This window comes from Streptomyces sp. NPDC033178, assembly GCF_055577685.1.
The window spans coordinates 45,308-65,964 of the sequence record NZ_JBVIPT010000011.1; the positions used below are offsets into that span (position 1 = coordinate 45,308).

21 protein-coding genes are annotated in these 20,657 nt (G+C 69.7%); 14 read left to right on the forward strand and 7 right to left on the reverse strand.

What is annotated here, in order from left to right; genetic code table 11:
• Positions 1–45 precede the first annotated feature (45 nt).
• The 3 genes from crcB (ACZ5VQ_RS26175) to ACZ5VQ_RS26185 form a co-directional block, all read right to left on the reverse strand.
• On the reverse strand, positions 46–420 hold the full coding sequence (gene crcB / locus ACZ5VQ_RS26175) for a fluoride efflux transporter CrcB (protein WP_469107000.1): 375 nt from the start codon (positions 418–420) through the stop codon (positions 46–48).
• A 94-nt stretch (positions 421–514) separates the two neighbouring features.
• Complete coding sequence (gene crcB, locus ACZ5VQ_RS26180) at positions 515–991, reverse strand: fluoride efflux transporter CrcB (protein ID WP_469107001.1); 477 nt, start codon at positions 989–991, stop codon at positions 515–517.
• A 49-nt stretch (positions 992–1,040) separates the two neighbouring features.
• The gene (locus tag ACZ5VQ_RS26185; protein ID WP_469107002.1) at positions 1,041–1,436 is read right to left on the reverse strand and encodes a nuclear transport factor 2 family protein; all 396 of its coding nucleotides are present in this window, start codon (positions 1,434–1,436) and stop codon (positions 1,041–1,043) included.
• 113 nt (positions 1,437–1,549) lie between these two features.
• On the opposite strand from ACZ5VQ_RS26185, the gene ACZ5VQ_RS26190 reads away from it, so the two are divergent.
• A complete protein-coding gene (locus ACZ5VQ_RS26190) occupies positions 1,550–3,061 on the forward strand; it encodes an AMP-binding protein (protein ID WP_469107003.1) in 1,512 nt (503 codons plus the stop codon).
• Positions 3,062–3,131: 70 nt separating this feature from the next.
• Here ACZ5VQ_RS26190 and ACZ5VQ_RS26195 read toward each other — a convergent pair whose 3' ends face one another.
• Together ACZ5VQ_RS26195 and ACZ5VQ_RS26200 are read right to left on the reverse strand one after the other, a co-directional pair.
• The gene (locus ACZ5VQ_RS26195) at positions 3,132–4,700 is read right to left on the reverse strand and encodes a glycoside hydrolase family 53 protein (protein WP_469107004.1); all 1,569 of its coding nucleotides are present in this window, start codon (positions 4,698–4,700) and stop codon (positions 3,132–3,134) included.
• Positions 4,701–4,985: 285 nt separating this feature from the next.
• Complete coding sequence (locus ACZ5VQ_RS26200; RefSeq protein WP_469107005.1) at positions 4,986–7,007, reverse strand: beta-galactosidase; 2,022 nt, start codon at positions 7,005–7,007, stop codon at positions 4,986–4,988.
• Positions 7,008–7,319: 312 nt separating this feature from the next.
• Here ACZ5VQ_RS26200 and ACZ5VQ_RS26205 point away from each other — a divergent pair, with 312 nt between their 5' ends.
• The 4 genes from ACZ5VQ_RS26205 to ACZ5VQ_RS26220 are packed head-to-tail and all read left to right on the forward strand — an operon-like array spanning position 7,320 to position 11,492.
• The gene (locus ACZ5VQ_RS26205) at positions 7,320–8,642 is read left to right on the forward strand and encodes an ABC transporter substrate-binding protein (RefSeq protein ID WP_469107006.1); all 1,323 of its coding nucleotides are present in this window, start codon (positions 7,320–7,322) and stop codon (positions 8,640–8,642) included.
• The gene (locus tag ACZ5VQ_RS26210) at positions 8,639–9,562 is read left to right on the forward strand and encodes a carbohydrate ABC transporter permease (protein ID WP_469107007.1); all 924 of its coding nucleotides are present in this window, start codon (positions 8,639–8,641) and stop codon (positions 9,560–9,562) included. Before ACZ5VQ_RS26205 ends, ACZ5VQ_RS26210 begins: the two co-directional genes overlap by 4 nt.
• Positions 9,559–10,464 (forward strand): carbohydrate ABC transporter permease, encoded by a 906-nt coding sequence (locus tag ACZ5VQ_RS26215; RefSeq protein ID WP_469107008.1) that lies wholly within the window; start codon positions 9,559–9,561, stop codon positions 10,462–10,464. The genes ACZ5VQ_RS26210 and ACZ5VQ_RS26215 overlap by 4 nt, the downstream gene beginning before the upstream one ends.
• On the forward strand, positions 10,461–11,492 hold the full coding sequence (locus ACZ5VQ_RS26220; RefSeq protein WP_362069089.1) for a LacI family DNA-binding transcriptional regulator: 1,032 nt from the start codon (positions 10,461–10,463) through the stop codon (positions 11,490–11,492). The genes ACZ5VQ_RS26215 and ACZ5VQ_RS26220 overlap by 4 nt, the downstream gene beginning before the upstream one ends.
• Positions 11,493–11,504: 12 nt before the next feature.
• Here the strand turns inward: ACZ5VQ_RS26220 and ACZ5VQ_RS26225 are convergent, their stop codons facing one another.
• Positions 11,505–11,897 (reverse strand): SseB family protein, encoded by a 393-nt coding sequence (locus ACZ5VQ_RS26225; RefSeq protein WP_469107009.1) that lies wholly within the window; start codon positions 11,895–11,897, stop codon positions 11,505–11,507.
• A 357-nt stretch (positions 11,898–12,254) separates the two neighbouring features.
• Here ACZ5VQ_RS26225 and ACZ5VQ_RS26230 point away from each other — a divergent pair, with 357 nt between their 5' ends.
• The 3 genes from ACZ5VQ_RS26230 (at position 12,255) to ACZ5VQ_RS26240 (ending at position 13,838) form a co-directional block, all read left to right on the forward strand.
• Positions 12,255–12,839: a TMEM165/GDT1 family protein gene (locus ACZ5VQ_RS26230; RefSeq protein ID WP_200400369.1), complete on the forward strand. Its 585-nt coding sequence runs from the start codon at positions 12,255–12,257 to the stop codon at positions 12,837–12,839.
• A gap of 141 nt (positions 12,840–12,980) precedes the next feature.
• The gene (locus ACZ5VQ_RS26235) at positions 12,981–13,331 is read left to right on the forward strand and encodes a VOC family protein (RefSeq protein ID WP_469107010.1); all 351 of its coding nucleotides are present in this window, start codon (positions 12,981–12,983) and stop codon (positions 13,329–13,331) included.
• A gap of 75 nt (positions 13,332–13,406) precedes the next feature.
• Positions 13,407–13,838 (forward strand): MarR family winged helix-turn-helix transcriptional regulator, encoded by a 432-nt coding sequence (locus ACZ5VQ_RS26240; RefSeq protein ID WP_469107011.1) that lies wholly within the window; start codon positions 13,407–13,409, stop codon positions 13,836–13,838.
• A gap of 114 nt (positions 13,839–13,952) precedes the next feature.
• Here ACZ5VQ_RS26240 and ACZ5VQ_RS26245 read toward each other — a convergent pair whose 3' ends face one another.
• Positions 13,953–14,810, reverse strand: coding sequence for a LysR family transcriptional regulator (locus ACZ5VQ_RS26245; RefSeq protein WP_469107012.1), 858 nt, complete (start codon positions 14,808–14,810; stop codon positions 13,953–13,955).
• 334 nt (positions 14,811–15,144) lie between these two features.
• On the opposite strand from ACZ5VQ_RS26245, the gene ACZ5VQ_RS26250 reads away from it, so the two are divergent.
• The 6 genes from ACZ5VQ_RS26250 to ACZ5VQ_RS26275 all read left to right on the forward strand — a co-directional run bounded on the left by ACZ5VQ_RS26250 (position 15,145) and on the right by ACZ5VQ_RS26275 (position 20,641).
• Positions 15,145–15,855: an alpha/beta fold hydrolase domain-containing protein gene (locus ACZ5VQ_RS26250; protein ID WP_469107013.1), complete on the forward strand. Its 711-nt coding sequence runs from the start codon at positions 15,145–15,147 to the stop codon at positions 15,853–15,855.
• Complete coding sequence (locus ACZ5VQ_RS26255) at positions 15,852–16,739, forward strand: sulfurtransferase (RefSeq protein ID WP_469107014.1); 888 nt, start codon at positions 15,852–15,854, stop codon at positions 16,737–16,739. The genes ACZ5VQ_RS26250 and ACZ5VQ_RS26255 overlap by 4 nt, the downstream gene beginning before the upstream one ends.
• 53 nt (positions 16,740–16,792) lie before the next feature.
• Positions 16,793–17,677 carry an ABC transporter permease gene (locus tag ACZ5VQ_RS26260; protein ID WP_143633494.1) on the forward strand — a complete coding sequence of 295 codons (885 nt, stop codon included), beginning with the start codon at positions 16,793–16,795 and terminating at the stop codon, positions 17,675–17,677.
• 2 nt (positions 17,678–17,679) lie between these two features.
• A complete protein-coding gene (locus ACZ5VQ_RS26265; protein ID WP_469107015.1) occupies positions 17,680–18,462 on the forward strand; it encodes an ABC transporter ATP-binding protein in 783 nt (260 codons plus the stop codon).
• Positions 18,459–19,439, forward strand: coding sequence for an ABC transporter substrate-binding protein (locus ACZ5VQ_RS26270; RefSeq protein ID WP_469107016.1), 981 nt, complete (start codon positions 18,459–18,461; stop codon positions 19,437–19,439). Before ACZ5VQ_RS26265 ends, ACZ5VQ_RS26270 begins: the two co-directional genes overlap by 4 nt.
• A gap of 101 nt (positions 19,440–19,540) precedes the next feature.
• Positions 19,541–20,641 carry an LLM class flavin-dependent oxidoreductase gene (locus ACZ5VQ_RS26275; RefSeq protein WP_469107017.1) on the forward strand — a complete coding sequence of 367 codons (1,101 nt, stop codon included), beginning with the start codon at positions 19,541–19,543 and terminating at the stop codon, positions 20,639–20,641.
• Positions 20,642–20,657: the final 16 nt, after the last annotated feature.

Below are 20,657 nucleotides of genomic sequence, written 5' to 3' on the forward strand. Positions count from 1 at the left end.
CCGCGGCTGAGCCAGTCCTACTACGCCCAGGTGTGACGCCGGGGGCTACGCCCAGAGGACCTCTGCCACCGAAACACCCGCAAACGCCGCACCGAGTCCCGCGACGACGCTCGCGATCACGTTGGCGGCGGCGTAGAGACGGGCCCCGTCCTCGGCCAGCCTCAGGGTCTCGAACGAGAACGTCGAGTACGTGGTGAGCGCTCCGCACAGGCCGGTGCCGAGCAGCAGCTGGAGGTGCGAGGAGGCCGCTCCGGCCACGGCCGCGCCGGTGAGGGTGCCCAGGATCAGACAGCCGACGACGTTCACCGTGAAGGTGCCCCAGGGGAAGACCGTGCCGTACCGGGACTGCACCGCACGGTCGGTGAGATAGCGCAGCGGCGCACCGACCATGCCGCCGACGATCACCAGCACCCAGTTCACAACGACTTCTTACCCTTCTCGCCCGTGCCACCGGGTTCATCGGCGGGCTCCTCCCGGCCGACGTACCGGATTGCCGCCTCCATGCCCGTGGCGCTCATCGGCGCCGCCGCCACACCAGGGCCCGGCGCGCGGCCGTCACCGCGAGCCAGACCGCCGCGAGCGCCGCCACCAGGGTCGCGGCGAGATAGGCGAGGCCGGTGCGGGGGTGGCCCGTGTCGACAAGTCTCTGGATGTCGACGGCGTACGTCGAGAAGGTGGTGAAGCCGCCGAGCACTCCGGTGCCGAAGAACGGGCGTACCAACCGGTGGGCCGCCCACACCTCGGTGATCACGACCATGAAGGCACCGATCACGAAACATCCGACGACGTTGACCCAGAACGTGGTCCACGGGAAGCCGCCCGTGTGTGTGGGCCAGAGGAGTGCGGCCCCGTAGCGCGCCGAGGCCCCGAGCGCACCGCCCACCGAGACCGCCGCGACAGCCGGCCCCTGCCCCCGCCAGACCGAGGGACGCCGGCCGGACGCAGGGAGGTCCGCGGGTTCGTCCACCGTCTCGGAATGGGGGGCGGGCATGGGCGTACGTCTCCTGGTCGTGGCAGGAGATCAGGCTAACCCCGGCTGGTCAGGACGCGCCCGACGCCTGCTTCTCGACGGCCTCGAACCGGGCCGCCATCGCCGCCTGGAGCGCCTGGGCCGCCGACAGCGGGCGGACCATGACCGTGAGCTCGTCGACGCGGCCGTCCTCGTCGAAGTGCAGGATGTCGCAGCCCTGGAGTGCGCGGTCGCCCACCCGCGCCTCGAAGACGAGGACGAGGTCCCGGCCGTCCGGGTTCGCGATCTCGCGGATGTAGTGGAAGTCCTCGAAGACCTCGATGACCGCGCCCAGGATCGCCGCGGTGATCAGCTTTCCGGCGTACGGCTTGAACACCACGGGGCTGGTGAACACGACGTCCTCGGCGAGCAGGTCGACGACGGCCGCGTGGTCGCCGTCCTCCACCGCCTTGCGGAAGGGATTCATCTGCCACCTCTTAGGTAACTAATTGATTAGCCACTTTGGACAGTAGTGGCCGCTGGTGGCATTGCGCAACGCCGGGTAGGTACGTATGCATCACCGACCCCGGAGGTGCTGTCGTGTACTACCCGCTGACCGTCCGTGACTACCTCGACCGCGCGGCCCACGTCTATCCGGACCGCGTCGCCGTCGTCGACGAACCGGAGCAGCCGGGGCCGAGCCTCGGCGAACCCACCTACCGGGAGCTGGCGGCACTCGCCCGTGCCCAGGCCGCCAAGCTCGACCAACTGGACGTACCCGTGGGCGGTAGGGTCGCTGTGATCTCGCAGAACTCGGCGCGGCTGCTCACCTCGTTCTTCGGGGTCTCCGGCTGGGGGCGCGTCCTGGTGCCGGTGAACTTCCGGCTCACCCAGCCGGAGATCGACTACATCGTCCGGCACTCCGGTGCCTCGGTCGTCTACGCGGACGCGTCCTGTGCGGACGTGCTCGACACACTCGACGTCAAGCACAAGTTCGTCCTCGGCGACGACGAGGACCTCTTCCTCCGCGACACGGAACCGCGGGAGTGGGCCACACCGGACGAGGGAGCGACGGCCAGCGTCAACTACACGTCCGGAACGACCGCCCGCCCCAAGGGAGTTCAGCTCACCCACCGCAATCTGTGGCTGAACGCGGCTGTGTTCGGCCTGCACACCACGATCAGCGACCGTGATGTCTACCTCCACACGCTCCCGATGTTCCACGCGAACGGCTGGGGCATGCCGTACGGCGTCACCGGCGTCGGCGGCCGGCACATCGTGCTCCGCCAGGTCGACGGCGCCGAGATCCTGCGGCGCGTCGAGCGGCACGGCGTCACGCTGATGTGCGCGGCGCCCGCCGTCCTGAACGCCGTGCTCGACGCGGCCGCCGACTGGGAGGGCGAGATCCCCGGCCGCGACCGGGTCCGTATCGTCTGCGCGGGCGCGCCGCCGCCGACCCGCACGATCGAGCGCGTGATGGGCGAGCTGGGCTGGGAGTTCATCCAGATCTACGGGCTCACCGAGACCTCGCCGCTCGTCACGGTCAACCGGGGGCGCGAGGAGTGGGACGACCTGGAGCCCACCGATCGGGCCCGGCGGCTCGGGCGGGCGGGGGTGCCCGCGCTCGGCGTACGCGTCGATGTGGACGTCGACGGCGAGGTGCTGACCGCGTCGAACCACAACCTGGACGGCTACTGGGACCAGCCCGAGGAGACCGCGAAGGCGCAGGCGGGCGGCTGGTTCCACACCGGGGACGGCGGATACCTCGACGACGAGGGGTACTTGGTGATCTCCGACCGCAAGAAGGACGTCATCATCTCGGGCGGCGAGAACGTCTCGTCGATCGAGGTGGAGGACGTGATCACGTCGCACCCGGCGGTGCGCGAGGTCGCGGTGATCGGGATTCCGGACGCCAAGTGGGGGGAGTTGGTGACCGCGCTCGTCGTGACGGACGGATCGGGCGTCACCGCCGAGGAGTTGATCGCGCACTGCCGTACGCGGCTGGCCGGATTCAAGACGCCCAAGCGGGTCGACTTCGTGGAGTCGCTGCCGCGCACGGCGACGGGGAAGCTGCAGAAGTTCAAGCTGCGCGAGCCGTTCTGGCGGGAGTGAGGACGCGAGCGGTGAGGTGGTGACGGAAGCGGTCCCGCTTCCGTCACCACCTCACCACGCCTTCAGACCGTCACCGGTGGCTGAACCACGCCATCGCCGGCAACGCCCTGTCGTCGTAGCCGAACAGGGCCTGGTTCTCCCAGCCGTTGCCGGAGGAGGGGTCCGTCGGGTCCCAGCCGTTGCCGGTGACCGCGGTCCAGGTGGACTCCCAGTAGAAGATGCCGAGGCCGCGGCCGTTCGGGACGGCCTCCACGATGCTCGCCATGTCCTTCATCCACTGCGTCTGACCGGCGGTCGAGGCCGGATAGCCGGACACCAGCTCGCTGCTGAGATCGATGATGTTCTCGTGCGAGTCCTTGCTGTCGAGGCGGAAGGGGTAAGCCGTCTCGGCGAGGTACACCGGCTTGCCGTAGCGGGTCGCCGCGTCGTCCAGGGTCGTCTGGAAGTCGGCGAGCGTGCCGTGCCAGTAGCCGTAGTAGGACAGGCCGATGATGTCGAACTTCACGCCGTTCGAGACCGCGCTGTCGAACCACCAGCGGGTGCCCGCCAGATCGCCGCCCTTGGCGAGGTGCAGTGCCACGGTCGTACCGGAGTTGACCGCCTTGACCGCGTCGTAGCCGGAGTTGAGCAGCCCGGCGAGCTGCGACCAGTTCGAGGTGGAACCCTCGTTCCAGAGCATGCCGCCGTTGATCTCGTTGCCGACCTGCACCATGTCGGCCGTGGTGCCCTGCGCCTTCAGCGCGTTCAGCACGTCGTACGTGTGGTTGTAGACGTCGGTCCTCAGCTGGCTGTACGAGTGTCCGGCCCAGGCGGCGGGCTTGGACTGGGCGCCCGGGTCGGCCCACGTGTCCGAGTAGTGGAAGTCGACGAGGAGCTTCATGCCCTGCGCCTTGACGCGCTTGGCCGTCGCCAGGACGCGCGCCTTGTTGTTGTAGCCGTCGGCGGGGTTCACCCACACCTTGAGCCGCGCGTAGTTCTGCCCGGCGGACTTGAGGATGGCGAGCGCGTCACCGGTCGTGCCGGAGCTGTTCTTGTAGACGCCGCCCTTGGCCTCGCTCTTGGCGAGCGACGACACGTCGGAGCCCTTGATGGGCAGGCCCGCCGTGCCGGAGGTGAACGTCAGGTCGTCGACGTTGATCCAGTTGCCCGCCTTCGCATCGGAGTTGATGCTGATCGTGCACTGGTTGTTCGTCACGGCTACGGGGGTGACGATCCGTATCCAGCCGCTGGACGAGACGGGGATGTCGGTGCGCTGTTCCGAACCGCCGCAGTTCTTGAGGGCGAGGTAGGCGGAGTTCTGGCCGCCGCCCGAGCGCACCCACGCGGTGAGCTTGTAGTTGCCGTTCGTGAGGCCCGAGAGGTACTGGTACGTCTCCACCTTGTAGGCGGACGCCGAGTAGTGCGTCAGGCGGTAGCTGCCGCCGTGGCCGCCTGCCTCCGTGAAGGAGGCCGCGGTCTGGCCTCCCGCGGAGTAGGTCGACCAGCCGGTCGGGGTGGTGGTGCCTGTGCCGTTCGACTCGAAGCCGGGGTTGGTGAGGGTGCTTGCCGCGCTGGCGCTCTGCGCGGGCAGGGCGGTGAGGGCCAGGCCGGCTGCCAGCGGTAGCAGCAGGGCCCTGAGTGTGCGTCTGGGATGGAACATCGTCGTCCGTCGTCCCTTCGACGTGATGATGTGGATGGTTGCCCCTGAGTGGGGCGTAGTGGGGTGACGTGGGGTTCTTCGCCCCCGCCGCCCCTACCCGTTCCCGTCCCTTCTGGGGGCTGCCGCCCCCAGACCCCCGCTTCGGCCTGAACGGCCTCGTCCTCAAACGCCGGACGGGCTGGTAGTTAGCCCCTCCGGCGTTTGAGGAGCGGGGGTTCGGGGGCGGAGCCCCTGAAAAGGGACGGGAACGGGTAGGGGCGGCGGGGGCGAAACCAATGGGGTGAGTCAGCCGTCGAGGCGTACAACCCGTACGGCGCCCGCCGGCACCGCGAGGCGCCCCGCCGCCCGTTCGCCGGTGAGCAGCTCAGTACCGTGCGCATCGAGCGCGACCTTCGCATCGACACCGGAGTGGTTGATCGCGAAGAGGAACGACCCCGACTCCCCCACCCGCCGCACCACTTCGACATCCCGAGGCAGATCGGCACGCGGCGCGATCCGCGCGTCATCGGCGGCCCAGCCGACGAGCGCGTCGAGCCCATGGGCCCCGAGCCGCGTGGACACGTACCAGGCGGATCCCTCACCGAGCCGGTGCCGGGTGACGGCCGGGTGCCCCTCGGTGAGCCCGTCGGCGTACGTCCAGACGGTCTCGGCCCCGCGAGGCACCACGAACTCGGTCCAGACGTCCCCGGCGAGTTCGGATCCGTCGGGTCCGGTGATGCGGACCTGGTCGCCGGCGAGCAGCGGCGAGAACTCCTCGACCGTCAGGCCGAGTACGTCCCGCAGCGGGCCGGGGTAGGGGCCGTCGTGCACGGCGTCGTGCTCGTCGACGATGCCGGAGAAGTACGAGACGACGAGGGTGCCGCCGTTCTCGACGTACTCCGTGAGGTTCTGTCCGGCGGCCTCGGTCATCAGGTAGAGGGCCGGTACGACGACAAGGGGATAGGCCGACAAGTCGGCTTCGGGGTGGGCGAAGTCGACGGTGAGGTGACGGTCGTAGAGGGCTTCGTAGAAGGCGTCGGCGCGCTCGCGCGGGTCGTGGTCCTCGCTGGGGCGCCACTGGAGGTTCTGCGCCCACCAGGAGTGCCAGTCCCACAGGACGGCGGCGTCGGCCTGGGTGCGGGTGCCGCGGATCGTACTCAACGAGTCGACGGACGCGCCGAGTTCGACCACCTCGCGCCACACCCGCGAGTCCGTGCCGGCGTGCGGCAGCATCGCCGAGTGGAACTTCTCCGCGCCGCGCCGTGACTGCCGCCACTGGAAGAACATCGCGCCGTCGGAGCCGCGGGCCACATGGGCGAGGGAGTTGCGGGCCATCTGCCCGGGCGCCTTGGCGGGGTTGCGGGTCTGCCAGTTGACGCCCGACGTGGAGTGTTCGAGCAGCAGCCAGGGGGCGCCGCCCGCGACGGATCGGGTGAGGTCGGCGGCCATCGCGAGGTTCACATGCGTACGGCGGCCGTCGGTGATCAGGTAGTGGTCGTTGGTGACGAGGTCGACCTCTCGGCCCCAGGCCCAGTAGTCGACGGAGTCGCACTGGCTGAGGGCGGTCATGAAGTTGGTGGTGACCGGGATGCCGGGCGCGAGCCGGTGCAGGATGTCCCGCTCGGCGACGAAGTTCTCGCGCATGGTGTCGTCGGCGAACCGCTTGTAGTCGAGCGCCTGGGCCGGGTTGCCGACCGTCGGGGTCACCCGGGGCGGGTTGATCTGGTCGAGGTCCGCGTACCGCTGGCCCCAGAAGGCCGTGCCCCAGGCCTCGTTGACTTCGTCGACCGTGCCGTACGTCCTGGCGAGCCAGCGGCGGAAGTGCGCGGCGCAGCTCTCGCAGTAGCAGGCCGAGACGGGGACGCCGTATTCGTTGTGGACGTGCCACATCGCGAGCGCCGGGTGCTCGGCGTACCGGGTGGCGAGCCTGGTGGTGATGTCGGCGGCGGCCGAGCGGTAGTGGGTGTTGCTGTGGCAGATGGCGCCGCGTGAGCCGAACTCGTAGCGGGTGCCGTCGGCTGCCACGGGCAGTGCTTCGGGGTGTTCGCGGTAGAACCAGGCGGGCGGCGCCACCGTCGGCGTACCGAGGTCGGCGCGTATCCCGTTCTCGTGCAGCAGGTCGAGGAGCCGGTCGAGCCAGCCGAAGTCGTGGTTCCCGGGCTCGGGCTCCAGCAGTGCCCAGGAGAAGATTCCGACGCTGACCATCGTGACGCCGGCCTCGCGCATCAGCCGGACGTCCTCGGGCCAGACCGTTTCCGGCCACTGCTCGGGGTTGTAGTCCCCACCGAAGGCGAGCCTGGTGAGGCCCTTGGGGGTGGTCTCCGGCATGGATTGTCTCCCGGTCGATCGATCATTTGGGAACGTGCACACACAGCTCCAGTGGCGCGGGGCCAACATAACCGCACAGCAACAACCATTGACAAGTGTCCTGGATGTTTCTCTACTGTGAACGCTCACAGAAGCAGCACGGGCGAGCCGGAGGGGCGCGCCGATGTCGAGGGCGCGAGCGCGTGGAGGCCCGAAGGGCTGAGCACGGTCGTGCACTCGACACCGGCTGAAGCACCCCGGAGGCGAGCCGCACAGGAAAAAAAGGGGCAGGCCTCCGCAGCAGGCGGAGACCACGGTCAGGGAGATAGATCCATGCCACACACGAAGCTGCGTCGCCTCGTGACCATCTCGGTCGCCGTCACGCTCGGCGCCACCGCACTTGCCGCCTGCGGCTCCTCGGACGACAACGACAGCGAGGCCGACTCGGGGCCGGTCTCGCTGACGTACTGGTCCTGGACGCCGGGCATGGACAAGGTCGCCGACCTGTGGAACAACGGCCAGGGCAAGAAGGACCAGATCAAGGTCACGGTCAAGAAGCAGGCATCCGGCGACACGCTGGTCACCAAGATCCTCACCGCGCACAAGGCCAAGAAGGCGCCGGACCTGGTCCAGGCCGAGTACCAGGCCCTGCCGACCCTGGTCAGCAATGACGCGCTCGCCGACATAGCCGGCGACGTCGACGGCGTGAAGGACAAGTTCGCCGACGGCGTCTGGCAGCAGACGACGCTGGGCTCGGACGCGGTGTACGCGATCCCGCAGGACTCCGGGCCGATGATGTTCTACTACCGCCAGGACCTGTTCAAGAAGTACGGCCTCGAAGTCCCGCAGACCTGGGAGCAGTTCGCCGAGACGGCCCGCGCGCTGAAGAAGAAGTCGCCGGAGACGGACCTGACCACCTTCTCCGCCAACGACTCCGGTCTCTTCGCCGGTCTCGCCCAGCAGGCGGGCGCCAAGTGGTGGACGACAGAGGGCCAGAAGTGGAAGGTCGGCATCGACGACGCGGCGACGCAGAAGGTCGCCGACTTCTGGGGCGGCCTCGTCAAGGAGGGCGCGATCGACAACCAGCCGATGTACACCCCCGCCTGGAACAAGGCGCTCAACACCGGCAAGCAGATCGCCTGGGTCAGCGCCGTCTGGGCGCCCGGCACCCTGACCACCGCCGCGCCCGACACCAAGGGCAAGTGGGCGATGGCTCCGCTGCCGCAGTGGTCGCAGAGCGAGGACGTCACGGGGAGCTGGGGCGGTTCGTCCACGGCCGTCACCACGGACTCCAAGCACAAGTCGGCCGCCGCGAAGTTCGCCGCCTGGCTGAACACGGACCCGGAGGCGCTGACCGCGCTCGCGAAGGAAGGCGGCATCTACCCGGCGGCCACGACCGCGCAGACCAGTGACGCGTTCACCGAGCCGCCGGCCTTCTTCTCCAACCAGACGGACTTCTACACCCGGGCCGCCGACATCGCGAAGACCACCGCTCCCTCCGCGTGGGGCCCGAACGTGAACGTCGCGTACACCACGTTCAAGGACGCGTTCGGTTCCGCCGCCAAGAACAAGTCGGACTTCGGTGCCGCCCTGAAGACGATGCAGGGTGACACCGTCGCCGACCTCAAGAAGCAGGGCTTCGAGGTCGCGGAGTGACGAGCGCACGCCGGAAGTCGTACGGGGTCAAGGGAGCCCCGTACGCCTTCCTCCTCCCCGCGACGATCCTGTTCGCCCTCTTCTTCGCGCTGCCCATCGGCTACGCGGTCTGGCTCAGCCTGCACAAGGTCCAGGTCAAGGGCCTCGGCCTGGGCGCGGGCGCCCGCAAGGAGGTCTGGGCGGGCCTGGAGAACTACACCGACTCCCTCACCGACTCCGAACTGCTCGACGGAGCGCTGCGCGTGCTCGGCTACGGCGCCATCGTGGTGCCGGTGATGCTCGGGCTCGCGCTGCTCTTCGCGCTGATGCTCGACACCGACCGGGTCCGCCTCGCGCCGGTCACCCGGCTCGCGATCTTCCTCCCGTACGCCATTCCGGGTGTCGTCGCGGCGATGCTGTGGGGCTTTCTGTACCTGCCGGACGTCAGCCCCTTCTACTTCGTCCTGGACAAGCTGGGCATGCCGCAGCCGGACCTGCTGGACGGCGGGCCGCTGTACCTCGCGCTGTCCAACATCGCGGTGTGGGGCGGCACCGGCTTCAACATGATCGTCATCTACACCGCGCTGCAGTCCATCCCTGCCGAGGTGTACGAGGCGGCGAAGCTGGACGGCGCAACCCCGCTGCAGATCGCGATCAGGATCAAGATCCCGATGGTGGCGCCCTCGCTGGTGCTGACCTTCTTCTTCTCGATCATCGCGACGCTCCAGGTGTTCAGCGAGCCGACCACCCTCAAGCCCCTGACCAACTCCGTGTCCACGACCTGGAGTCCGCTGATGAAGGTGTACCAGGACGCCTTCGGCAAGGGCGACATCTACTCGGCGGCGGCGACCGCGGTGATCATCGCCATCGTCACGTTGGTCCTGTCCTTCGGCTTCCTGCGGGCCGCGAACTCCCGTAACAAGCAGGAGGCAGCACAGTGAGTTCTCTTGCCGTCCGCAAGGCGTCCCCGGCCGCGGGGACGACACCCGGCACCGCCCAGGGGCCGCCGCTGCGCCGCCGGATCGCCTTCGTCCCGACGGTGACACTGCTGATCGGCGCGATCTACTGTCTGCTGCCGGTGGCGTGGGTGGTGATCGCGGCGACCAAGTCGGGCAGCGAGCTGTTCTCGACGTTCACGTTCCTGCCGGGCACGGGCTTCGCCGACAACGTGACAGACCTGAACGCCTACCGCGGCGGCGTCTACTGGAAGTGGATGGGCAACTCCGCCCTCTACGCGGGCCTGGGCGCCCTCCTGTCGACCGTCGTCTCCGCGTTCAGCGGCTACGCCCTCGCGATCTACCAGTTCCGCGGCCGCGAGACCATCTTCAGCATCCTGATGGCGGGCGTGCTGATGCCGCCGGTGATCCTCGCGATCCCGCAGTATCTGCTCATGGCCAAGGCCGACCTCACGGACTCGTACGCGTCCGTCCTGCTGCCGCTGGTCCTGTCACCGTACGGCGTGTATCTCGCGCGGATCTACGCCGCCGCGGCCGTGCCCGCCGACGTCGTCGAGGCGGGGCGGATGGACGGGGCGAGCGAGCTGGGAATCTTCACCCGGATCGCGCTGCCGATGATGGTGCCCGGACTGGTGACGGTGTTCCTCTTCCAGTTCGTGGCGGTGTGGAACAACTTCCTGCTGCCGTACATCATGCTCAGCGACGACGAGAAGTTCCCGATCACCCTCGGTCTGTTCACCCTGCTCGAACAGGGAGCCAACACCCCGGCCCTCTACACACTGGTGATCACCGGCGCGCTGCTCGCGGTCATTCCGCTCATCGCGCTGTTCCTGGTCATCCAGCGGTTCTGGAGCCTCGATCTGCTGTCGGGAGCCGTAAAGTCGTGACCATGAGCCAATCGGGGGGCCGGCGCAAACCGCCGACGATTCACGATGTCGCGCGCGAGGCGGGAGTCTCACGAGGGACCGTCTCGCGCGTGCTCAACGGCGGGCACTATGTGAGTCCCACGGCCCAGGAGGCGGTCAACGCCGCCATCCGCAGGACGGGTTACGTCGTGAACCGGCACGCCCGCTCACTGATCACCGGACGCTCGGACTCGATCGGCTTCCTCCTCACCGAGCCGCAGGAGAGGTTCTTCGAGGACCCCAACTTCAATGTCCTGCTGCGGGGTTGTACGCAGGCGCTGGCGGCGCACGACATCCCGCTGCTGCTGATGCTGGCGGGCACCGAGGACGAGCGGCGCCGCATCACCCGGTACATCACGGCGGGTCATGTCGACGGGGTGCTGTTGGTCTCCAGCCACTCCGGTGATCCGGTCGCCGAGCAACTGCGGGAAGCGGGCGTGCCGTTGGTAATGTGCGGCAAGCCCATCGGCGTCGGCTCCAAGGTGAGTTACGTGGCCGCGGACGACCGGGACGGCGCCCGTGACATGGTGCGGCACCTGGTGTCGCTGGGCCGTCGCCGTATCGGCGTGGTGACCGGTCCGCTGGACACACCCGGCGGTGTGGAGCGGCTCGCGGGCTACCGGGAGGTGCTCGCCGAGGCGGGCATCGACTTCGACGAGCGGCTCGTCGTGTCCGGTGACTACAGCAGGGCCAGCGGCGAGGCGGGCGCGGCACGGCTCCTGGCCCAGTGCCCGGACGTGGACGCCGTGTTCGTCGCGTCCGACCTGATGGCTCAGGGCGTACTCACATCACTGGAACGGGCCGGTCGCCGTGTCCCGGAGGACGTGTCGGTGGGCGGCTTCGACGACTCCTCGGCGGCCCTGGCGGCGCGACCCCAGCTGACGACCATCCGGCAGCCCTACGACCGGATCAGCGCGGAGATGGTGCGGGTGCTGCTCGCACAGATCGGCGGGGAGGATCCGGCGGCGGTGATCCTGCCGACGGAACTGGTGAAGCGTCAGTCGACCTGAGGACGGAGCGCTTCACGCGGCTTTCAGGGGTGGGCCCAGCAGCAGGTGCACGCCCTCCGCCGACAGTGTCACGGCCTCGGGCGAACCCGGGTCGATGGTGAGCGTCAGGCCGCGCACCGGCCAGTGGGCCGGAATCATGCCAAGGGGCACGAGGTGGTAACACTGGACGTCCGGCAGGACCTGCGCCATGCGCTCCTCGGACGTGAAGACGAGGACGGCCCGGCCGGTGACCCGCAAGGTCAGTTTCGGCGTCTCCGTGTCGGAGGCCGGCACCAGCACCTTGATCCCGGCCAGCCGCGTCCGCGCGGCGCCGTCCAGGCCGTTGTGGGCCAGGACGCTCAGCGCGCGCAGGATCACGTCGGACGTGTCGTCCGAGGTTGTCGCTTCGTGAAGTGAGCCGTTCATGAGGGTTCCGCCCGTGAGTCGCGGGCGGGACCATCCCTTGCCCGTCCGCGTCGAGTGTTCTTCGCATACCCCCCGCCCGCACTCTCATGCGAGGCCCGTATGGGTGTCCTGTACACTGAGTGACTGCGAAGGGGAGTAGTCCTGCGAACCGGTCGTCGACACACTGGAGCCCTCGGGTTCCCGGTGGCCGGGCCCGCGTGATCACACGGGTGGACGAGACCTTCGGCCAGGCATTGATGTGCCCGCAAGTCCTTGCGGTGCACCCCGTCATGCCGGGCCGATCGGTTCTCCCGTCGCCCCAGTCGAGGGCGCTTCGCGAAGATCCGGGGGCCCGGTCCCTACAGAAAGCCACCCGGAATGCATCTCGACCCCCTGGCGATCCTCACCGCCTTCGGGCTGATCTTCCTCGCCGAACTGCCGGACAAGACGATGTTCGCGTCACTGGCCATGGGCACCCGTATGCGGCCGCTGTACGTGTGGTTCGGTACGTCCACCGCGTTCGTCGTGCACGTCGCGATCGCCGTCGGCGCCGGAAGCCTCATCGGTCTGCTGCCCGACTGGACCGTCAAGTCGGTCTCGGCCGCGCTCTTCGCGTTCGGCGCCTTCATGCTGCTGCGCAGCGGAGGGGACGACGACGAGCAGGACGCCGGAGGCCGGACCGTGACCGGCTTCTGGCCCGTCTACACGACCGCGTTCATGGCCGTCTTCATCAGCGAGTGGGGCGATCTGACGCAGATCACGACCGCCAATCTCGCGGCCACCAACGGCGTCGCGTCCGTGGCCGTCGGTTCCGCCGCCGCCCTCATGTCGGTCTCCGCGCTCGCGCTGCTGGCCGGGCGGTTCATCGCCAAGCGCGTACCGCTGAAGACCGTGCAGCGGATCGGCGGGCTGTGCATGCTCGGGCTCGCCGTCTGGTCGGTCGTGGAGATCTTCGCCGGGTGACGATCCGTGCTCCGGGGCGACCGGTCAGGATCGGAGAAGCGTGCTCCCGCCACTCGGCCATAGCGTGATTCCACCGGCGAGAAACCGGTCCGAACCGGTGACGACAGCCGGTGGAGATCACGACCAGCGAAGGAGCCCGTCATGTCCGAAGGCCTCAGGACGATCACCTATCCCGTCAAGGACCTCGCCCGGGCCAAGGCCCTGTTCGGCACGCTCCTGGGGGTGGAGCCGTACGTGGACGAGGCGTACTACGTGGGCTTCCGGGCCCCCGGCGGGCCGGAGGTGGGGCTCGACCCCAACGGCCACGCGAAGGGCCTGACGGCGCCCGTCCCCTACTGGCATGTCGCCGACATCAAGGCGAGTCTGGCCGGTCTCGTGGACGGGGGTGCCGCGGTGGTCCAGGACATCCAGGACGTCGGGGGCGGCACGCTGATCGCCTCCGTGAAGGACGCGGACGGCAACGACGTCGGTCTCATCCAGGAGGCGTCCTGAGCAGGGTGAGCAACTCCATGCAACTGCACTAGTTGCATGGTAAACAATGGCCGCTTTCTCTGTTACCGTGCGGATATGGCAGCAGAGAAGGTCGCTCCCCCGCTCGAGGACCAGTGGCGGGACATCCTGTCGGTGCATGCGCGCACCATGTGCGAGATCGACCGCGAACTCCATCCGCACGGCCTGGGCGCCAGTGACTTCGAGGTGCTCGACATCCTCGCGTCGGGCACGGCGACGGGTTCTGACTCCGACTCGCTTACGAGCACGGCCTCGGGCCCCGTCGAGCAGTGCCGGGTGCAGAACATCGCCGACCGGGTCCATCTGAGCCAGAGCGCCCTCTCCCGCCTCATCGGCCGTCTGGAGAAGGAGGGCCTTGTAGAACGGAGCGTCTGCCAGGAGGACCGCCGCGGGGTCTGGGTGGCCCTCACCGGCAAGGGCCGCGACCTGCACAGCGAGGTACGCCCGCTGCAGCGCGCCGTACTGGCCCGCATGCTCGCCAAGGGCTGAGGGCCGAGTCACCCCGCTTCCTGGTCGGGCCGAGCCTCGTACTGGCCATGTTCCAGCTGCCGTTCGCCACCTTCATGATGCTCCAAGAGCCCCAGTCCCCCGGCCGGGGCCGAGTCATCCCGCCGGGCGCAGCAGGTTCCGTACGGCCTCGAACGCCGCCGCGACCGTCGCCGGGTCGGCGCCCGGCCGCGCCAGCGCGCTCATCGGGATCGGTGTGACCGACGGCAGTCCGTCGTACGGGCTCAGCCCGTCCGGCGCGGGCCCGACCGCGGCGAGGAGCGCCACACCCACGCCCGTGCGCGCCACGTCGAGAACCCCCGCGAGATAGCCGGCGTCGCCCACCACCGTGGCCGCGACTCCGTGCGCGGCGAGGGTCGCGATGGCCCGGCGGCGGATCGCGCACGGGTCCTCGATGGCGACCAGCGGGACCGGTGCGGGCGCGGGCGGCGGCACCCAGCCGGGAGTGGCGTGCCAGGTCAGCGGGAGACCGCCGACCGGAGTCCCCTCGGTGGCCGCCGCCTCCGTGACATACACCGCGACATCCACGCTGCCTCGCTCCACTGCCTCGACGAGCCGTGCCGAGCGGTCGATGCGAAAGCGCACCCGGCAGCCGGGCCGCACCTCCTGGACGGCCGCGGTCAGCCGTGGCAGGAACTGGTCGGCGGCGTGCTCGGTGGACCCGATGGTGACGGTGTCGCCCTCGGTGTCGAGCAGCACCCGCACGGCCTCGTCGTGGACGGCGAGGATGCGACGGGCCTGCTCCACGAGGAGCCGTCCCTCGGGGGTGAACCGGGTGCCCCGGCCCTCGCGTTCGACGACCGGGCTCCCCAGCGTCTTCTCCAGCCTGCGCACATGCTGGCTGACCGCGGACTGGCTCAGGGCGAGGGAGTGGGCCGCGCGGTGGAAACCGCCGCAGTCGGCTATCGCGGTCAGGCTGCGCAGGGCCACGATGTCCAGGACAGGTTGGGGCATACGGCGACCGTAGCCCGTCGCCGTCATCGATCGCGATCGCTGATCGATTTCGATGCGGAATCGTCGTTGGACGGAATCCGCCCCGGCCGGTCATGATGAACCCATGGTTCCCACGACCGCTTCCGCTGCCCTTCTGACGCAGCGCCGAGTCATCGACTTCGGCGTGGCGTGCAGCGCGCGCTGTCGTTGATTCCCCGCCGGTCACCGGCGTTCCCGCTCGGCCTCCACTGATCGTGTCTCCCCTGTCCTGACACGTGTCGGCAGGCTGCCGCGCCTCCCCCTCGCTCCTGCGGTCCTCCTTTCCCCCTGCCCTGAACAAGGGAGTTGCTTCTTCATGCCCTCCTCGCTGTCCACCTCCTGGGACGAACCCGAAGGCCTCGCCGCCCGCGGCACACTGATCGTGCTGGCCGGCCGGGGCGAGCACGGTGGCGTGTACGAGCGGTTCGGCCGCCGTCTCGCCTTCGACGCCTATCGCGTACGTGCCCTCGGTGACCCGGTCGCCGATCCGTCCGTGCTCGACGAGGTGGCCAAGCTCCTCGCCGACGAGTCCCTGCCCGGCCCGAAGGTGCTGGTCGGCTCGGACACGGGTGCCCTGTACGCCGCCGGGCTCGCCGCCGAGCAGACCCCGGGGATCGACGCGCTGATCCTGGCCGGTCTGCCCACCGCCCCCTGGGCGTCCGGGAGTTGGGAGGCCGAGGTCGAGGCACGCACCGCCTGCCCCACCCACCAGGCACGCCTCACGAACGACCCGGGCTTCCGGCGCGGTGCACTGGACACGACCCCCGACCTGCCGGAGCCCCGCCTGGATCTCGTACGGGTTCCGGTGCTGGCCCTGCACGGCACCGAGGACGCGGTCAGTCCACTCGCCGACGCGCTCGGCGCCTACGAGGGACACGTCGACGTACGGACCGTGACCTTCAACGGCGGCCGGCACGACGTGCTCAACGACGCGCTGCACCGCACCGCCGCCGCCACGGTCGTGCTCTTCCTGGAACGGCTGCGCCTCTCCCCCGAGCTGCCCGCGATCGCTGAGGGCCTCGCATGAGCGCCCGGGTGACGACGACGGTCGCGGAACTGCGCGAGCTGCTCGACTCCGGGCAGCCGCCCGTACTGCTCGACGTGCGCTGGGCGCTGGGCGACCCGCACGGCCGGGACCACTTCGAAGCCGCTCACATTCCAGGGGCGGTGTACGTCGACCTGGACCGCGAACTGGCCGGTCCGCCCAGCCCGGAGGGCGGCCGTCATCCGCTGCCGGACCTCGCGGATCTGCAGGCGTCGGCGTGGAGTTGGGGCCTCGGTGAGGGGCGGCCGGTCGTCGTGTACGACGACCTGGGCAACACGGCCGCGGCCCGCGCCTGGTGGCTGCTGCGCTGGGCCGGAGTTCCGGAAGTGACCCTGCTGGACGGGGCGTTGGGCGCATGGCGGGCGGCGGGGCTGCCGTTGGAGTCCGGTTCGAGGGCGACAAGGCATGCAGCGAATGCGTCGAAGCCGGATCCTGACATGCCGGAACCGGGTGGCGTCGTCCTCCGGCCGGGCGGACTTCCGGTGACGGACGCGGACGGGGCAGCCCAACTGGCCATCACTGGGCTGTTGTTGGACGCCCGCGCCGGGGAGCGCTATCGCGGGGAGCAGGAGCCGGTCGACCCTCGCGCGGGCCACATCCCGGGCGCGGTCTCCGCCCCGACCGGCGAGAACCTCGCGGCCGACGGGACGTTCCTGCCGCCTGAGGAGCTGCGCAAGCGGTTCGAGGACCGCGGCGCCGGTGACGCGGCTGGGATCGGCGTGTACTGCGGGTCCGGTGTCACCGCGGCCCACCAGATCGCCGCCCTCGCGATCGCCGGGTTCGACGCGACGCTCTTCCCCGGCTCCTGGTCGGCCTGGTCCGCCGATCCCGCCCGCCCGGCCACGACCGGTTCCCTGCCGTCCTGATGCGCACCGAGCAGTCCCGAACCTCCTTCGGCCGTCCCGAGAGGAAGACCGCCATGCCGACGAAACAGATCGGGGTGACAGCCCCGCCACTGGAGAAGCCCGAACCGCCCGCCGAGCCCTCACCCGCCCGCGTCACCATCCGCGGTACGGCACATCTCCCCCGCCGCCGCCTCTCCGTCCCCCGTTCCGTACGCCGCGCCGCCGGACCGGTCGGGCTGGTGCTCCTGTGGTTCCTGGGCTCCGCCACCGGTGTGCTCCCGGAGTCCGTGCTCGCCTCGCCGGTGGACGTCGTACGCCAGGCCGTCGAGCTGACGAAGACCGGCGAACTGCCCGACGCCATCGCCGCGTCCGGCCGTCGGGCGGCGACCGGCTTCCTCATCGGAGGGACGGTCGCGCTGTCGCTGTCCCTGCTCGCCGGGCTGTTCCGGCTCGGCGAGGACGTCATCGACTCCTCGATGGGCATGTTCCGGGCGATCCCGTGGGTCGGTCTGATCCCGCTGTTCATCGTCTGGTTCGGCATCGAGGAGACGCCGAAGATCGCGCTGGTGGCGCTGGGCGTGACCTACCCGCTGTACTTCAACATCTACGGCGGCATCCGCTCCACCGACGCCCAACTCGTCGAGGCCGCAAGGATGATGGGGCTCGGCAGGCTCGGTCTGATCCGGTACGTCATCCTGCCGAGCGCGCTGCCCGGTGCCCTCGTGGGACTCCGGTACGCCCTCTCCACCGCCTGGCTCGCCCTCGTCTTCGCCGAGCAGATCAACGCCGACGCCGGGCTCGGCTATCTGATGAGCAACGCCCAGCAGTACTTCCGTACGGACGTCATCGTGCTGTGCCTCGCCGTGTACGCACTGCTCGGCCTGGCCTGCGACTTCGCCGTACGGGTCCTCTCGCGCCGCCTGCTGAGCTGGCGTGCCTCCTTCGACGGCGAGGCGTGACCATGACCGCGAACACCGTGAACACGGCCGTGACAGCCACAGCGAACAGTGTCGAGATCCGTGGTCTCTCCCGCGCCTTCGACGGCAACCCCGTGCTGCACGAGCTCGATCTCGACATCCGTGAGGGCGAGTTCGTGGCCCTGCTCGGTCACAGCGGCTGCGGCAAGTCGACCCTGCTGCGCATCCTGGCCGGGCTCGACGACGAGATCGGCGGCGAGGTGACGGTGCCCGCCCGGCGCAGCGCCGCCTTCCAGTCGCCTCGGCTGCTGCCCTGGCTGAAGGTGTGGCGCAATGTCGTCCTCGGACTGCCGGGCCGGCCCGACCGGGCGCTGGCCGACAAGGCGCTGGACGAGGTCGGGATCGCCGAGCGCGCCACCGTCTGGCCCAAGACGCTCTCCGGTGGTCAGGCACAGCGCGTCTCGCTGGCCCGTGCCCTCGTCCGGGAGCCCGAACTCCTGCTCCTGGACGAGCCGTTCGGCGCCCTGGACGCGCTGACCCGTGGCAAGGTGCAGCAGCTCGTCGCCGAACTGTGGAAGCGGCACGGCTGCGCGATCCTCCTGGTCACGCATGACGTGGAGGAGGCGCTGCTGCTCGCCGACCGCGTCCTGGTGATGGACGAGGGGCGCATCGCCCATGAGGTCACCGTCGAGCTGCGCCGCCCCCGCGATCTGACCGCCCCCGAGTTCGTCACGCTCCGCGCCCGCCTGCTCGGCTGGCTCGGCGTCACCCACACCGGCACCTCCGACGTCCCCAACCCCCGTACCCCCGAAGGGAACCCCTCGTGAAGCGCACCATCTTCCGTACGCTCGCCGCCGCTCTCGGTCTGAGCGCCCTGCTGACGGTGACGGGCTGTGGAGGGGATTCCGCCGCGGACACGGCCGGCGGCTCCTCGGAAGTCACTCTGACCATCGGCGACCAGGCCAAGACCCTCCAGACGATCCTCGCCGGTTCCGGGGCCCTCAAGGGGGCCGACTACAAGGTGAAGTGGGCCGAGTTCGAGGGCGCGGCCCCGCTCTTCCAGGCCGTGCAGGCGGGCGCCGCCGACACCACGTACTCCGCGGACCTGCCCGCGCTCCAGGCGCTCAGCGGCGGGGTGAAGTTCAAGAACGTGGCCGCTCTGAAGAACGACGGGCATCACACCGGGATCGTCGTCCGCAAGGACTCGGACGTGAAGAGCGTCAAGGACCTCAAGGGCAAGAAGGTCGTGGTGTCCTCCGCGAAGGGCAGCATCGCCGAGTACCTGCTCGCCAACGTGCTTCAGCAGAACGGCCTCAAGTACTCCGACGTGAAGGTCCAGTACCTGCTGCCGACCGACGCGCAGGCCGCCTTCTCCTCCGGGAAGATCGAGGTCTGGGCCACCTTCGGGGTCTACCAGGCCGTCGGCCTCCAGCAGGGCGGCAGGCTGCTGGTCGACGGCGCCGACGGACGGATCAGCGGCTACGGATTCATCGGGGCCTCCGAGAAGGCGCTCGCGGACAAGGCGAAGAAGGCCGCGCTCGGCGACTTCCTGACGCGGCTCGGTACGGCCCTGAAGTGGACCAGCACCCACCAGGACGCGTACGCCGACGCCATCGTCGAGCGCAACGGCGCCGACCCCGCGATCGCGAAGACCCTCGCCTCGGCCGCGTACAGCAAGGTGCAACCCGTCACGCCCGAGGTGAACGGGACAGTCCAGGACGTGGCCGACCTGATGCACGGCATCGGCGTCCTCGACCCGAACGTCGACGTGGCGAAGTCCGCCGACGCCTCCGTCCTCAAGTAGCGGCCCTCGAACGGCAGCTCTCAAGCAGCAGTTCGCAAACAGCAGGCCTCACACAGCGACCGAAGCGCTCTCACGTCGCTTGCCAAGCAAAGGAGTTCACCATGCCTGTCGAGTTCATCAGCGCCGTGCACACCGACTCCGGGGCGTCCGGTCCGGCCGCCGCGAGCCGCACCGGTCTCGACGTCGACCATCTGCGCAGGTACGCCCGGGCGTTGGACGACGGAGGCTTCGACCACACGCTGGTCGCCTACCACTCGGCCTCGCCGGACGCCTTCCAGATCGCCCAGTTCGTGGCCACGCACACCGAGCGGGTGCGTCCGATCCTGGCGCACCGGCCGGGCGTGATCTTCCCGACGCACGCGGCCCGCGCGCTCGCGACCCTCGACCGGATCAGCGACGGCCGGCTGACCGTGCACATCATCTCCGGTGGCAGTGACGAGGAGCAGCACCGCGAGGGCGACTACCTCGACAAGAGGGAGCGGTACGAGCGGTCGGACGAGTACATCCAGATCCTGCGGAAGGTGTGGCAGGCCGACGGGCCCGTGTCGCACGAGGGCACGTACTTCAAGTTCGAGGGCTACTACTCGGATGTGAAGCCGGTGAACGGCCTGGTGCCGATCTCGGTCGGCGGGTCCTCCCAGGACGCGTACCGCGTGGGCGGGCAGCAGGGCGACATCTTCGGGCTGTGGGGCGAGCCGCTGAAGGAGACGGCCGAGCAGATCGTCGCCGTGAACGCGGTCGCGGACGCCGCCGGGCGCCCCCGTCCCCGTATCTGGGTGTCGTTCCGCCCGATCATCGCGCCCACCGACGAACTGGCCTGGGAGAAGGCGCACCGCACCCTGGGCGTGCTGAAGGACCAGGCGCAGAACACCGAGCTGCTGCGCCACTACAGGACGAGCGGCCGTCCGGCCAACGTCGGTTCGCAGCGGCTGCTCGACATCGCCGAGCGGGGCGAGGTGCACGACCGCTGCCTGTGGACGGCCCCGGCGGTCGCGACCAACGCGGCCGGCGCCTCGACCGCACTGGTCGGCTCCCCGGAGACGGTCGCGAAGGCGCTGCTCGACTACGTGGACATCGGCTGCGACCTGCTGTCGATCCGCGGCTACGACCCGCTCAACGACGCGATCGACTACGCGCGTTACGTCCTGCCGCTGGTCCGGCAGGAACTCGCCCACCGCGCTTCGGCGGACCGGGCCGCCTGACTCTTCACGTACCCAC

Coding starts and splice junctions, on each gene's coding strand:
- crcB (WP_469107001.1), bottom strand. CDS start 991: ATGCCCGCCCCCCATTCCGAGACGGTGGACGAACCCGCGGACCTCCCT.
- ACZ5VQ_RS26265 (WP_469107015.1), top strand. CDS start 17,680: ATGACCGCGAACACCGTGAACACGGCCGTGACAGCCACAGCGAACAGT.
- ACZ5VQ_RS26235 (WP_469107010.1), top strand. CDS start 12,981: ATGTCCGAAGGCCTCAGGACGATCACCTATCCCGTCAAGGACCTCGCC.
- ACZ5VQ_RS26275 (WP_469107017.1), top strand. CDS start 19,541: ATGCCTGTCGAGTTCATCAGCGCCGTGCACACCGACTCCGGGGCGTCC.
- ACZ5VQ_RS26245 (WP_469107012.1), bottom strand. CDS start 14,810: ATGCCCCAACCTGTCCTGGACATCGTGGCCCTGCGCAGCCTGACCGCG.
- ACZ5VQ_RS26260 (WP_143633494.1), top strand. CDS start 16,793: ATGCCGACGAAACAGATCGGGGTGACAGCCCCGCCACTGGAGAAGCCC.
- ACZ5VQ_RS26240 (WP_469107011.1), top strand. CDS start 13,407: ATGGCAGCAGAGAAGGTCGCTCCCCCGCTCGAGGACCAGTGGCGGGAC.
- ACZ5VQ_RS26195 (WP_469107004.1), bottom strand. CDS start 4,700: ATGTTCCATCCCAGACGCACACTCAGGGCCCTGCTGCTACCGCTGGCA.
- ACZ5VQ_RS26255 (WP_469107014.1), top strand. CDS start 15,852: ATGAGCGCCCGGGTGACGACGACGGTCGCGGAACTGCGCGAGCTGCTC.
- ACZ5VQ_RS26250 (WP_469107013.1), top strand. CDS start 15,145: ATGCCCTCCTCGCTGTCCACCTCCTGGGACGAACCCGAAGGCCTCGCC.
- ACZ5VQ_RS26230 (WP_200400369.1), top strand. CDS start 12,255: ATGCATCTCGACCCCCTGGCGATCCTCACCGCCTTCGGGCTGATCTTC.
- ACZ5VQ_RS26205 (WP_469107006.1), top strand. CDS start 7,320: ATGCCACACACGAAGCTGCGTCGCCTCGTGACCATCTCGGTCGCCGTC.
- ACZ5VQ_RS26185 (WP_469107002.1), bottom strand. CDS start 1,436: ATGAATCCCTTCCGCAAGGCGGTGGAGGACGGCGACCACGCGGCCGTC.
- ACZ5VQ_RS26200 (WP_469107005.1), bottom strand. CDS start 7,007: ATGCCGGAGACCACCCCCAAGGGCCTCACCAGGCTCGCCTTCGGTGGG.
- ACZ5VQ_RS26225 (WP_469107009.1), bottom strand. CDS start 11,897: ATGAACGGCTCACTTCACGAAGCGACAACCTCGGACGACACGTCCGAC.